The following is a 14,123-nucleotide window of genomic DNA, read 5'->3' as shown; positions in this document are numbered from 1 at the left end:
CCGCGCCGCCGTTATGCCAGAGGTAAGCGTAAAGACGGCGGGCCAGCCGCGCGAGCAGACGGATGGGCGCAGCCCGAAAAGCCGTTTCTTCGGGATGCGCACGGCTTCGGGCCCGCTGTCCGCATGACGGGCGCGGCCGTGCGGCGGCGCTGCACGACGGACGGGCGCACGAGGCGCAGTCCGCTGCGGCGCTGCGCAGCGGCTACGAGATCTGGATCACGATGGCATCAACCGACCAAGACGCATTGCCTGCCGTACTGTCCGTCACGGGGATAGGGAAGACCTATGCCGAGCCCGTGCTGGCGGACGTCTCGCTGGCGTTGCACGCCGGGGAGGCGCTCGCGCTGACGGGCGAGAACGGCGCGGGCAAGAGCACGCTGTCGAAGATCATCGGCGGGCTCGCCGATCCGACGACGGGCTCGATGCAGCTCGCGGGCGAGCCGTATGCCCCCGCGAGCCGGACGGAAGCGGAAGCGCTCGGCATCCGCATGGTGATGCAGGAGCTGAATCTGCTGCCGACGCTGTCGGTCGCCGAGAACCTGTTCCTGAACCGGCTGCCGCGCGCGGGCAAGCTGGGCTTCGGCTGGATCGACCGCCGCAAGCTGCGCGAGGATGCGCGCGAGGCGATGGCCCAGGTCGGCCTCGAGGCGATCGACCCCGATACGCTCGTCGGCGAACTGGGCATCGGTCATCAGCAGATGGTCGAGATCGCGCGCAATCTGATCGGCGATTGCCGCGTGCTGATTCTCGATGAGCCGACGGCGATGCTGACCGCGCGCGAAGTCGACCTGCTGTTCGAGCAGATCGACCGGCTGAAGGCGCGCGGCGTCGCGCTCGTCTACATCTCGCACCGGCTCGAAGAGCTGGCGCGTGTCGCCGAGCGCGTGGCCGTGCTGCGCGACGGCAGGCTGGTGCGCGTCGACGCGATGACGAACCTGACGAGCGACCAGATCGTCACGCTGATGGTCGGCCGCGAGCTTGGCGAGCGCATCGATCTGGGCGCGCGCAACATCGGCGCGACGCTGTTGAAGATCGACGGGATGACCCGCGCGCCCGTCGTGCGCGACGTGTCGTTCGAGGTGAAGGCAGGCGAGATTTTCGGCGTGAGCGGCCTGATCGGCGCGGGCCGCACGGAGCTGATGCGGCTCATCTACGGCGCGGACCAGAAGGATGCCGGCACGGTGTCGCTGGCCGCGACGCCGGGCGCCGCGCCCACGCCCGTGCAGGTCGGCACGCCGTCGGACGCCGTGAAGCACGGCATCGCGCTGATCACGGAAGACCGCAAGGGCGAAGGCCTGCTGCTGCCGCAGCCGATTGCGGCGAACGTGTCGCTCGGCAATCTGCGCGGCGTCGCGCGGCATGGCATCGTCGACGCGAAGCGCGAGAACGCGCTCGCGAAGCGGCAGATCGACGCGATGCGCATCCGCACATCGGGGCCGGCGCAGCCGGTCGGCGAGCTGTCGGGCGGCAATCAGCAGAAGGTCGTGATCGGCCGTTGGCTCGCGCGCGATTGCAAGGTGCTGCTGTTCGACGAACCGACGCGAGGCATCGATGTCGGCGCGAAGTTCGATATTTATGGATTGATGGGCGCGCTGGCCCGCGAAGGCCGCGCGCTCGTGGTCGTGTCGAGCGACCTGCGCGAGCTGATGCTGATCTGCGACCGAATCGGGGTGATGTCGGCGGGACGCATGACGGGTGTGTTCAGGCGGGACGAGTGGACGCAGGATGCGCTGCTCGCCGCGGCATTCGCCGGCTATCGCAATCGCGAAGCCCTGCTGCACCCGCATGAGATGCACGAAGGAGAGACTCAGTCATGACGGATCAACGGGTCACGGGAGGCGCGGGCAAGGAGCCAGCGGCCGCGCCCACCGGCGTGACGGCGACGGCCGCTCAGGCAACCGGTCAGGCAGCCGCTCAGACAGCCGCTCAGGCAGCCGATCCATCGGCGCCGCTCGCGAGCGGCAAGCCGGCGGGCACGCGTCTGGGCTTTTCCAACTATCTCGGGCTCGTTGGCGCGCTGGTCGCGATGATCGCGCTGTTCTCGGTGCTCAGCTCGCACTTTTTGACGTTCGAGACGTTCGTCACGATCGCGAACCAGATCCCGGATCTCGTCGTGATGTCGGTCGGGATGACGTTCGTGCTGATCATCGCGGGCATCGATCTGTCCGTCGGCTCGGTGCTGGCGCTCGGTGCGTCGATCGTGAGCGTCGCGTCGCTGAAGTGGCAGCTCGGGCCGATCGTGGCGGCCGCGCTCGGCCTCGCCGCGGCGGCGCTGACGGGCACGATCACGGGCGCCGTGACGGTGGGCTGGCGGATACCGTCGTTCATCGTGTCGCTGGGCGTGCTCGAAGCGGCGCGCGGCCTTGCGTATCAGATGACGAACTCGCGCACCGCGTATATCGGCGACGCGTTCGATTTCCTGTCGAACCCGATCGCCGTCGGCATCTCGCCGGCGTTCCTGATCGCGGTGGCCGTGATGATCGTCGCGCAGCTGGTGCTGACGCGCACGGTGTTCGGCCGCTATCTGGTCGGCATCGGCACGAACGAGGAAGCCGTGCGGCTTGCGGGCGTGAACCCGAAGCCGTACAAGGTGATCGTGTTCGCGCTGATGGGCGCGCTGTCGGGGCTGGCGGCGCTGTTCCAGATCTCGCGTCTGGAAGCGGCCGACCCGAATGCGGGCGCGGGGCTGGAGCTGCAGGTGATCGCGGCTGTCGTGATCGGCGGAACGAGTCTGATGGGCGGGCGCGGCTCCGTCATCAGCACGTTCTTTGGCGTGTTGATCATATCGGTGCTCGCGGCGGGCCTCGCGCAGATCGGCGCGAACGAACCGACCAAGCGCATCATTACGGGGGCTGTGATCGTGATCGCGGTCGTGCTGGATACGTACCGAAGCCGGCGCAAGCGCAATTGAAAGCGGGGCGGCCACCGTGGCGCGGGACGGCGGCCTCCTGGAATAACCTAACGAGAGCACCGCGGATGCAGCATGAGCTGCATTGGCCAGCAGTAAGAACAGGCAGGGGGTTTTAGCTTATGGCGACGATCAAGGACGTGGCGGCCATCGCCGGCGTGTCATTCACTACGGTGTCGCATGTCGTGAACAATACGCGGCCGGTGTCCGCGGACGTGCGCTCGAAGGTCGAACTGGCTATCCGCCAGCTCAACTACGTGCCGTCGGCGGTCGCGCGGTCGCTGAAGGCGCGCTCGACGGCGACGATCGGGCTCGTGGTGCCCAACAGCACGAATCCGTACTTCGCGGAGCTGGCGCGCGGCATCGAGGACGGTTGCGCGCGCAATGGCTACTGTGTGTTCTTCTGCAACTCGGACGACGATCCCGCGAAGCAGCGCAGCTATCTGCGCGTGTTGCAGGAAAAGCGCATCGACGGGCTGATCGTCGCGTCGGCGGGCGACGATGCGACGCTTGCGACGACGCTCGCCGATTCGCGCGAGCCGCTCGTGATCGTCGACCGGAACATCGAAGGGGTGTCCGCCGATCTCGTGCAGATCGACCACGAGAAGGGCGCCTATCTGGCGACGCGGCATCTGCTGCAACTGGGGCATTCGAAGATCGGCTGCATCACGGGCCCGATCGAAACGGCCGTCAGCGCGATGCGCGTGCACGGCTTCATTCGCGCGATGGCCGAGCGCGGCATCGAGATCGCGCCGAACGGCATCGTCGAAAGCGATTTCTCGGGCAGCGGCGGATACCGCGCGGCGGGCCAGCTGTTCGACACCGTGCAGCCGACGGCGATCTTCGCGTGCAACGACATGATGGGCATCGGCGCGCTGCGCGCGGCGGCCGAACGCGGCCTGCGCGTGCCGCAGGATTGCTCGATCATCGGTTTCGACGACATCGAGCTGGGGCGCTTCACCTATCCAGCGCTGTCGACGGTCGGCCAGTCGGTGCGCGCGCTCGGCGAAATGGCGGCACAGACGCTGATCGAGCGGATCAACGGCACGGCGGCGGATATGACCTTCCGCCGCCGCGTGATCGCGCCGCGCCTGATCCTGCGCGAGTCGACGGCTGCGTTTGCGGGGGCGCGGCGCAATATCAAGGCGGCGTGAGGTTGCTGGACGAAAGAACGGCGCGGGCGATGCGCACCGGCAGGCAAGACGATGGAGGCAGTCGTGGCAACGAATGACGCGCGCGGGCACGTGACCGTGGTCGGCAGTCTGAACATGGATCTCGTCGCGCGCGCGCCGCGCATGCCGCAGCCGGGCGAGACGCTCGCCGGCCACGCGTTCGCGCAGGTGCCGGGCGGCAAGGGCGGCAACCAGGCGGTGGCCGCCGCGCGTCTTGGCGCGCAGGTCGCGATGCTCGGCTGCGTCGGAGCGGACGCGAACGGCGCGCAGCTGCGCGCGGGGCTCGAAGCGGAAGGCATCGACTGTGCGGCGCTCGAAACCAGCGCGACGGCGCCGACGGGCGTCGCGCTCATCATCGTCGACGATGGCAGCCAGAATGCGATCGTCATCATTGCGGGCAGCAACGGCGAAGTGACACCCGATACCGTCGCGCGCCACGAAGCGGCGCTGGCGCGCGCACAGGTCGTGATCTGCCAGCTGGAGACGCCGCCCGCGACCGTCCACGCCGCGCTCACGGCGGCGCGCCGGCTCGCCAAGACCGTCATCCTGAATCCGGCGCCCGCCGTGGGGCCGTTGCCCGCCGACTGGCTGCCGCTCGTCGACTACCTGATTCCGAACGAGCTCGAAGCCGCGACGCTGACGGGGCTGTCCGTTTCGTCGCCGGAAGAGGCGATGCTGGCCGCCGATGCGTTGCGCAACGCAGGCGCGCGCAACGTGATCGTGACGATCGGCGCACAGGGCGTGGTGGCCGCGATGGGCGGCGAGCCGCCCCGGCATTTCGACGCGCCGCGCGTGCGTGCCGTCGATACCACCGCGGCAGGCGATACCTTCATCGGTGGCTTTGCCGCGCAACTGGCGCAAGGGGCGAGCGTGGCGGACGCGATCCGCTTCGCGCAGCGCGCCGCGTCGATTTCCGTCACGCGCGCCGGCGCGCAGCCGTCGATTCCGACCCGCGCGGAAATCGGCGGGGCGTGAAGCGTTTCCTTTCCTTCCTGAGCGCCCCTTTGCTTTGTGCCGGACACGTGGCGAGGGCCTGGCGCCACTGATGTTCTCCCCCGCGCTTGTAACAATTACAGCTGGACGGCGGCCGCAGGGTTCGTCGGACGACGGGGGCTTCAGTGCTTCCTCGCATGAAAAAGAACATTGGCAAGACCACGCAATGCAGCCTGCTCCAAACACGTGCCGACGCACCAAAAGCGGGCTCGAAGATGCCGCTTTGAAGCACAGCGTCTACTGTGTTGCGCGAGCGACAGTTACGAAAGCCTGAACAAAGTCCGCCGCGTGTTCGCGCAGAACCGCACGCGCGCATGGCCGTAGTGTCGGCCCAAATCGATCAGCCCAAATCGCGCGCAGTCGCCGTGCTCTCCTTTCTGACCGCCTGAGCCGACTCAGCGCGCCAATGTTCCGGTACATTGACGAACGCAGCGGCGAATGTGCCGTTGTACGCATGCCGCATCACAGCACGCGCAAGCCGTATGAAGGGGCGGCTTCACGCGCATGTTCGCCCCGCGACGCCATCGCTTGCTGCAATCTCGTTGGCGTTTGCATCAGCCCACGTCAGACCAGGACAGTCCAGGAAGCCAAAGGGAAACAACATGACGGATCAAGACCTCGCGCAACGCCTGGTCGATGCGCGCCGCCAGCACCGCGCAATCGACACGCTCCCGCTCGACACCCTCCCGCCCGACGCCGCGACAGCCTATGCGATCCAGCAAGCGGTCATCGCGGGCCTGGGCGGCTCGACGGGCGCCTGGAAAATCGGTGCCAAAGCTCCGGGCGGCCCGGCCTCGGGCGCGCCGATTCCGGCTGCGCTGACGGTGGTCTCGCCCGCGCGGCTCGAACATGGTTCGTTTTTCCGCGTGCTGCTTGAACTGGAAATTGCGTTCCGCTTTGCCGACCCCATCGAGCCGCACGGCGAGACCTATGCGCGCGATGAAGTGCTGGCGCGCGTCGGCTCGGTGCTGCCCGCGATCGAAATCGTCGACAGCCGCTTCGCCGAATGGCCGAACGTCGCGGTCCTCGCGCAGCTCGCCGATGCGCAGAACAATGGCGCGCTGGTGACGGGCCATGCGCAGCCGTACGCGTCGCTCGCGCGCTCGTTCGACTTCGTGTCGCCTGAACTCGAACTGACGTTCGACGGCCAGTCGCTCGTGCCGGAATCGACGGGCAATCCGGCCGGCGACCCGCGCGAACTGCTCGTGTGGTTCGTCAACCACTGCGCGGCCATGGGTATCACGATCGAGCCCGAATGGACCATCACCACAGGCTCGTATATCGGCGCGCATCGCGTTGACGGGCCGGGGCGCGTGTATGGTCATATCGACGGGCTCGGCGAAGTCGAAGTCGAACTGACGTAAACCACTAAGCCCGATAAAGCCCACCAAGCGTTCCGTCAGGCATCGCGCTTCGGCGCCGTCACACTTCGCGCGGATGCGGCGGCCTGCGCTGCCGTCGCGTCCGCACGCATTCATTCATCCCCGCCGCCTGTCTCTCTGCGATTTGCGACAGCGCACCCTCCAAACGCGTCGCTCAAGAGCGAAAGAGCTAACACCTGGCTACATCTACCTGTTCAGATGCGCATCTCGCGCGCCGTCCTGTGGACATGGCGTCAAAGGACGGATGACGCGTGTCACGCCGATTCATGCGCGCTTGTACAGAGGCCAGCTTGCATTGAACGAATTGGCGCACGCGCTGACGAACGGCAGGAGTGCGCGCTTGCGCACATGCAAAACATGTAACACAGCGGCTGAACTGTCGTCGCGAGCATCCATGTGTGCGTTATGGCAGAAAGGGCAGAAAGGGCGGTAACGTGCGCGCTGCGCAGCGGTTGTTGAAGTCGATGCCGCAGGACACATTCACTGGGTCACATGCACTGCAGGCACGCGCAGGACGAAGTAATGTGTCGCAGTAGCGTGGTCAGGCAGACAGCGTGCTACACGAGTGTTTGCAAAGGTGCGGAAAAGTGCAGGACGCCACGCGATGCCGCGTGTGAAAGATACATGTGGAAGACAGTGTGGGGAAGGAACGCAAGATGCGATGCAGCAGCGCTGGCAAAGATTCTCGCGAGGTGTGGTCAATGATTGTAGGTGAGCGAATTTGCGTCATCAAGCAAGTCGGGCTGAGCGCCAGCTATGGCGCGATTTTCACAACGTAGTTCGTGAAAAAAAATTTAAAAGGGTTTAGGATGAATTCGAGCGATGTCGTTTCCTGATAGCGCGCCGCGCACGACATCGTCCCAGACTTCGGCGAGGAGGTAGCATGGATATCTACAGCAGTTTCGCGACCCGCTTCGAGAAAACACGGGAGGAGGAATTCTCGCTCGAGGAGTATCTCGCGCTCTGCAAAGACAATCCCGCCGCGTACGCCACCGCTGGCGAACGCATGCTGTCGGCAATAGGAGAACCCGAGCAGATCGACACACGCAACGATCCGCGTCTTTCGCGTATCTTCGCGAACAAGGTCATCAAGGTATACCCCGCATTCCGTGAGTTCTACGGAATGGAAGACGTGATCGAGCAGGTGGTCGCCTACTTCAGGCATGCTGCCCAGGGGCTCGAAGAAAAGAAGCAGATTCTCTATCTGCTGGGCCCGGTCGGCGGCGGCAAGTCGTCGATTGCCGAGCGGCTCAAGCAGCTGATGGAACGCGTGCCGTTCTATGCGATCAAGGGCTCGCCCGTCAACGAATCGCCTTTGGGCCTGTTCGATTATGACGAGGACGGTCCCATCCTCGAAGAGCAATACGGCATACCGCGCCGCTACCTGAAGAGCATTCTGAGTCCGTGGGCGGTCAAGCGCCTGCACGAATACAACGGCGACATCCGCAAGTTCCGCGTGGTGCGGCGCTATCCGTCGGTGCTGCGGCAGATCGCGATCGCGAAGACCGAGCCGGGCGACGAAAACAATCAGGATATTTCGTCCCTCGTCGGCAAGGTCGATATCCGCAAGCTCGAGCAATATGCGCAAGACGATGCGGACGCCTATAGCTATTCCGGCGGCCTGTGTCTCGCGAACCAGGGCTTGCTCGAGTTCGTCGAAATGTTCAAGGCGCCGATCAAGGTGCTGCACCCGTTGCTCACCGCGACGCAGGAAGGCAATTTCAAGGGCACGGAAGGCTTCGGCGCGATTCCGTTCGACGGCATCATCCTCGCGCACTCGAACGAGTCGGAGTGGAAGGCGTTCCGCAACAACCGCAACAACGAAGCACTGCTCGACCGTATCTTCGTCGTGAAGGTGCCATATTGCCTGCGCTACTCGGAAGAGATGAAGATCTACGAAAAGCTGCTGCGCAATTCGTCGCTGGCCAATGCCGTGTGCGCGCCCGGCACGCTGAAGATGATGGCGCAGTTCTCGGTGCTCACGCGCTTGCAGGAGCCGGAGAATTCGAGCCTCTTTTCGAAGATGCAGGTGTATGACGGCGAGAACCTGAAAGACACCGATCCGAAGGCCAAGTCGTATCAGGAGTATCGCGACTTTGCCGGCGTCGACGAAGGGATGACGGGTGTGTCCACGCGCTTCGCGTTCAAGATCATGTCGCGCGTGTTCAACTTCGATACGACGGAAGTTGCGGCGAACCCGGTGCACCTGATGTACGTGCTCGAACAGCAGATCGAGCGCGAGCAGTTCCCGCCGGAAACCGAGCAGAAATTCCTGTCGTTCATCAAGGACGTGCTCGCGTCGCGTTATGCGGAATTCATTGGCAAGGAGATTCAGACCGCGTATCTGGAGTCGTATTCCGAGTACGGGCAGAACATTTTCGATCGCTATGTGACGTACGCCGACTTCTGGATTCAGGACCAGGAGTTCCGCGACCACGACACGGGCGAGAGCTTCGACCGCGCGGCGCTGAATGCCGAACTGGAGAAGATCGAGAAGCCTGCCGGCATCAGCAACCCGAAGGACTTCCGCAACGAGATCGTGAATTTCGTGTTGCGCGCGCGTGCCGCGAACGGGGGCAAGAACCCCGCGTGGATCAGCTATGAAAAGCTGCGCGTCGTGATCGAAAAGAAAATGTTCTCGAATACGGAAGAACTTCTCCCCGTCATCTCGTTCAATGCGAAAGGGTCGGCGGAGGAACAGCGCAAGCACGAGGACTTCGTCAACCGGATGGTCACCAAGGGCTACACGCCGAAACAGGTGCGGCTCTTGTGCGACTGGTATCTGCGTGTGCGCAAGTCGTCATGAAACGCGTAGCGCAAAGCCCGCGCGAACGGGTTCGCTTCACCCGGTTGGCGCGGGCCTCCTGCGAGGCGCAAGCCGCATGGACATAACATTGCATGCGCAACTTGCGCCCCGCGTATTCCAAATCGGAGCGGGAGACCGGATGTGCTTCATCAAATCATCGACCGCAGGCTGGCAGGCAAGAACAAGAGCATTGCAAACCGCGAACGCTTTCTGCGTCGCGTGAAGGGATATATTCGTCGCGCAGTGTCCGAAGCGGTGCGCGACCGGAGTATCAAGGACATTCAAAACACCCAGAGCATCACGATTCCGCGCAAGGACATCGCCGAGCCGTCGTTCCGGCACGGTCCGGGCGGCAGGCGCGAAATGGTGCACCCGGGTAACGCCGACTACATACGCGGCGACAAGATACCCCGCCCGCAAGGGGGCGGCGGCAGTGGCGGAGGCGGCAGCGCGAGCAACGAAGGCGAAGGGCAGGACGATTTCGTTTTCGAACTGAGCCGCGAAGAATTCATGCAGTACTTCTTCGACGACCTCGAATTGCCGCGTCTCGTCAAAACGCATCTGCTCGCCGTGCCGACGTGGAAGAGCATCCGCGCGGGCTGGGCGGCGGAGGGCACGCCGAACAACATCGACGTCGTGCGTTCGTTGCGCAGCGCACTGGGCCGGCGCATCGCGCTCGGAGCGCCGCTCGTCAACGAATTGCACGAGCTCGAAAAGCAACTCGAAGAGATGAAGGCGGACCCCGCCGACCGTCGCGAAGAGATCAAGCTGCTCGAAGAGGACATCCACCATTTGCGCGGCCGCATCTGGCGCATTCCGTTTATCGACCCGTTCGATCTGCGTTACGTGAACCGCGTGAAGCAGCCGCAACCGTCGAGTCAGGCCGTGATGTTTTGTCTGATGGATGTGTCGGGTTCGATGGACGAGCAGCGCAAGGATCTCGCGAAGCGCTTCTTCATCCTGCTGTATCTGTTCCTCAAGCGGAACTACGAGAAGATCGAAGTGGTGTTCATCCGGCACCACACGCGGGCCGAAGAAGTCGACGAAGACACGTTCTTCCATTCGACGGAAAGCGGCGGCACGGTCGTATCGAGCGCGCTCGAACTGATGCAGAAGATTCTCGACGAACGCTACTCGCCGACTGAATGGAACATTTATGGCGCACAGGCTTCGGATGGCGACAACTGGACCGACGACTCGCCGAAATGCCGCAAGATCCTCTCGGATGACATTCTCGATAAGGTGCGGTATTTTGCGTACATTCAGGTGACGCCTGAAGAGCAGAACCTGTGGCTCGAATATGCACAGCTTGCGCAAATGGTGCCGCATCTGGCCATGAAGAAAGTCGAGACGGCTGCGGATATCTATCCAGTGTTCCGTGAGCTGTTCGAGAAGCAGGTGGAAGCGGCATGACGACTCGCCACTTGCACAACGAGGCGCGCGGGTATCAGCCCGAGCGTCGTAAAGGCGTGCCGAAGCGAAGCGAGGCCGGGCATGCCGAGGCGAACACGGCGCACGTGAAGGATACGCGTGCGCCCGATGCCGGGGCAGGCGTAGCGCCTGACGCAGCTGCAGCACGAGGACCCACCGGGGCGCCCACCGAAGGACAAAGGGAAGTCCGTATGAACGTTGCCGACAGAAGGCCGTTGCCGTGTCCGTCCGACTGGACCTTCGAACTGATCGAGGAGTACGACACTCATATCGCACATGTTGCGGAGCAATATGAACTCGATGTCTATCCGATCCAGCTCGAACTGATCAGCGCCGAACAGATGATGGACGCGTACGCGTCCGTCGGCATGCCCGTCAACTACCGGCACTGGTCGTTCGGCAAGCATTTTCTCGCTACCGAAAAGAGCTATCGACGCGGGCAAATGGGCCTCGCGTACGAGATCGTCATCAACTCGAATCCGTGCATCGCGTATCTGATGGAAGAGAACACGATGACGATGCAGGCGCTCGTCATCGCGCACGCGGCCTATGGCCACAACTCTTTCTTCAAGGGCAACTATCTGTTCCGCTTGTGGACGGATGCGCATGCGATCATCGACTACCTCGTCTACGCGAAGAACTACATCGCGGAATGCGAGGAGCGTTATGGGCTCGACCGCGTCGAGGAACTGCTCGACTCGTGCCATGCGCTGATGAACTACGGTGTGGACCGCTACAAGCGTCCGCAGAAGCTGTCGCTGCAGAAGGAACTCGCAGCGCGCCGCGAACGCGAAGCGTATCTTCAGTCGCAGGTCAACGAACTGTGGCGCACGCTGCCGACGCGCCACACGCCGTTGCCCGAAGAAGTGGAAGAGCGCTATCCGCCGGAGCCGCAGGAAAACCTGCTGTACTTCGCGGAAAAGAACGCGCCGCTGCTGGAGCCGTGGGAGCGCGAAGTCATTCGCATCGTGCGCAAGATCGGGCAGTACTTCTATCCGCAGCGTCAGACGCAGGTGATGAACGAAGGCTGGGCCACGTTCTGGCATTACACGCTGCTCAATACGCTGTACAACGAAGGCAAGCTCGAAGACGGCTTCATGATGGAGTTCCTCCATTCGCACAGCAACGTCGTCTATCAGCCGCCCGTCACGAAGCCGTACTACAGCGGCATCAATCCGTACGCGCTCGGCTTTTCGATGATGAGCGACATTCGGCGCGTCTGCGAAAACCCGACGGAAGAGGACCGCAAGTGGTTCCCCGAACTCGCGGGCAGTCCGTGGCTGCAGGCGATGCACTACGCGATGCGCAATTTCAAGGACGAGAGTTTTGTCGCGCAGTACCTGTCGCCGCATCTGATCCGCGAAATGCGGCTCTTCTCGGTGCTCGACGACGACATGCGCGATGCGCTCGAAGTCTCCGCGATTCACGACGACAGCGGCTATCAATATGTGCGCCAGGCGTTGTCGCGGCAGTACGACATGCATCATCGCGAGCCGAACATCCAGGTGTATTCCGTGAATACGCGCGGCGACCGCAGTCTCACGCTGCGCCACTTCATGAGCGACAACCGGCATCTGTCGAGCGACAGCGACGAAGTGCTCAAGCACATGGCGCGCTTGTGGCAGTTCGACGTGTACCTGGAAAGCGTCGACGAAAACGGGACGGTCAGAAAGCGCTACGAGTGCCGCTATACGGCGCCCGCCATTCGAGTTTGATGGGCGTTTGACGAGCTTTTGACGCGCGTTTGACTGCCCGCGCAACGATCGTGATGAAAGCCAGCTTTCGGGCTGGCTTTTTTGTGCGCGCGACACACGCAGGGCGCTTGCGCTCGCGGGCCGCGAGGCCACGCATGGCTCGACGCTTCAGATGCGCGTCCATGCGCCGTTATCCATGGATATCCGTTAAGATACCGACCGCGTCAAAGCTTACGTTTTTCTACAATCTCGCACGCGTGCGGAAACCCGATTGCAACGGGACGGAAGCCCCGCTGCAAATCGGCTTCAGCGCAAGACAAGGCGGCGTTACGACCGCTAAAACCTATCAGAAGGGACCGACACCAGCATGACCGACACCACGACCGTATTCACCCCCAGCGACACCCGGCGACGCATCTTCGCGATCGTCGGCGCCTCATCGGGCAACCTCGTCGAGTGGTTCGATTTCTACGTCTACTCGTTTTGTGCGCTGTACTTCGCGCCCGCGTTCTTTCCGAAGGGCGACACGACGGCGCAACTGCTGAACACGGCGGGCGTGTTCGCGGCGGGCTTCCTGATGCGCCCGATCGGCGGCTGGTTCTTCGGGCGTCTCGCCGACAAGCGTGGCCGGCGCTTCGCAATGATGGTGTCGGTGTTCATGATGTGCGGCGGCTCGCTCGTGATCGCCGTCGTGCCCACCTATGCGCAGATCGGCGCGCTCGCGCCCTTGCTGCTGCTGGTTGCGCGCCTGTTCCAGGGCTTGTCCGTGGGCGGCGAGTACGGCACGAGCGCAACGTATATGAGTGAAGTTGCGCTCCAGGGACGCCGCGGCTTCTTCGCGTCGTTCCAGTACGTCACGCTGATCGGCGGCCAGTTGTTCGCGCTGCTCGTGCTCGTGATCCTGCAACAAGTGCTGACGACGGAAGAACTGAAGGCATGGGGCTGGCGGATTCCGTTCGTGGTCGGCGCATTGTCGGCGCTGGTCGCGCTGTATCTGCGCCGCTCGCTCGACGAAACGACGACGGCCGAAATGCGTCAGCGCAAGGAAGCAGGCACGCTGCGCGGGATGTGGCAGCATAAGGGCGCGTTCTTCACCGTGCTCGGCTTCACGGCAGGCGGCTCGCTGATTTTCTACACGTTCACGACGTACATGCAGAAGTACCTGGTCAACACGGCGGGCATGCATGCGAAGACGGCGAGCAACGTGATGACGGCCGCTCTGTTCGTGTACATGGTGATGCAGCCGCTGTTCGGCGCGTTGTCGGATCGCATCGGCCGCCGCAACTCGATGCTGCTGTTTGGCTTCTTCGCGACGATCGGCACCGTGCCGCTGCTGCATGCGCTGAAGGATGTGACGAGTCCCGTCGCGGCATTCGCGCTCGTCGTGACCGCGCTTGCCATCGTCAGCTTCTATACGTCGATCAGCGGCCTGATCAAGGCCGAGATGTTCCCGCCGGAAGTGCGCGCGCTCGGCGTCGGCCTGTCGTATGCCGTGGCGAATGCGATCTTCGGCGGCTCGGCGGAATACGTCGCGCTGTGGCTCAAGCAGGCGGGCAGCGAATCGTCGTTCTACTGGTACGTCACGGCGATGTGCGCGATTGCGGGTCTCGTGTCGTTCCGCATGCGCGATCCGTCGAAGGTAGGGTACCTGCGCAACGAGCCGTGATGCGCCCGGCTTGACCCGATGTGACGCAACAAGCGGCTCTGTTCGATTAACAGAGCCGTTTTCTTATGGTC

9 protein-coding genes are annotated in these 14,123 nt (G+C 63.5%); all 9 read left to right on the top strand.

The annotated features are described in order from the left end of the window. The first annotated feature begins 221 nt into the window (after positions 1 to 221). Positions 222 to 1,817 (top strand): sugar ABC transporter ATP-binding protein, encoded by a 1,596-nt coding sequence (locus AB4Y32_RS32830; RefSeq protein ID WP_368725335.1) that lies wholly within the window; start codon positions 222 to 224, stop codon positions 1,815 to 1,817. Then, entirely contained in the window at positions 1,814 to 2,911 is a 1,098-nt protein-coding gene (locus AB4Y32_RS32825; RefSeq protein WP_368725295.1) for an ABC transporter permease, read from the top strand. The genes AB4Y32_RS32830 and AB4Y32_RS32825 overlap by 4 nt, the downstream gene beginning before the upstream one ends. Before the next feature lie 119 nt (positions 2,912 to 3,030). Then, entirely contained in the window at positions 3,031 to 4,062 is a 1,032-nt protein-coding gene (locus tag AB4Y32_RS32820; RefSeq protein ID WP_368725294.1) for a LacI family DNA-binding transcriptional regulator, read from the top strand. A gap of 63 nt (positions 4,063 to 4,125) precedes the next feature. Further along, positions 4,126 to 5,055, top strand: coding sequence for a ribokinase (gene rbsK / locus AB4Y32_RS32815; RefSeq protein ID WP_368725293.1), 930 nt, complete (start codon positions 4,126 to 4,128; stop codon positions 5,053 to 5,055). A 620-nt stretch (positions 5,056 to 5,675) separates the two neighbouring features. Next, entirely contained in the window at positions 5,676 to 6,437 is a 762-nt protein-coding gene (locus AB4Y32_RS32810) for a 2-keto-4-pentenoate hydratase (RefSeq protein WP_368725292.1), read from the top strand. A 901-nt stretch (positions 6,438 to 7,338) separates the two neighbouring features. Beyond that, entirely contained in the window at positions 7,339 to 9,261 is a 1,923-nt protein-coding gene (locus AB4Y32_RS32805; RefSeq protein WP_087735276.1) for a PrkA family serine protein kinase, read from the top strand. A gap of 141 nt (positions 9,262 to 9,402) precedes the next feature. Continuing rightward, entirely contained in the window at positions 9,403 to 10,674 is a 1,272-nt protein-coding gene (locus AB4Y32_RS32800; RefSeq protein ID WP_342937100.1) for a YeaH/YhbH family protein, read from the top strand. Next, a complete protein-coding gene (locus AB4Y32_RS32795) occupies positions 10,671 to 12,407 on the top strand; it encodes a SpoVR family protein (RefSeq protein ID WP_368725291.1) in 1,737 nt (578 codons plus the stop codon). The genes AB4Y32_RS32800 and AB4Y32_RS32795 overlap by 4 nt, the downstream gene beginning before the upstream one ends. Before the next feature lie 346 nt (positions 12,408 to 12,753). Beyond that, complete coding sequence (locus AB4Y32_RS32790; RefSeq protein ID WP_087735273.1) at positions 12,754 to 14,052, top strand: MFS family transporter; 1,299 nt, start codon at positions 12,754 to 12,756, stop codon at positions 14,050 to 14,052. Positions 14,053 to 14,123: the final 71 nt, after the last annotated feature.

The organism is Paraburkholderia phymatum (genome assembly GCF_040965635.1).
Classification (GTDB): domain Bacteria; phylum Pseudomonadota; class Gammaproteobacteria; order Burkholderiales; family Burkholderiaceae; genus Paraburkholderia; species Paraburkholderia phymatum_B.
Note: the sequence above shows the minus strand (reverse complement) of the source record. Positions and strands in the feature narration are given on the sequence as shown.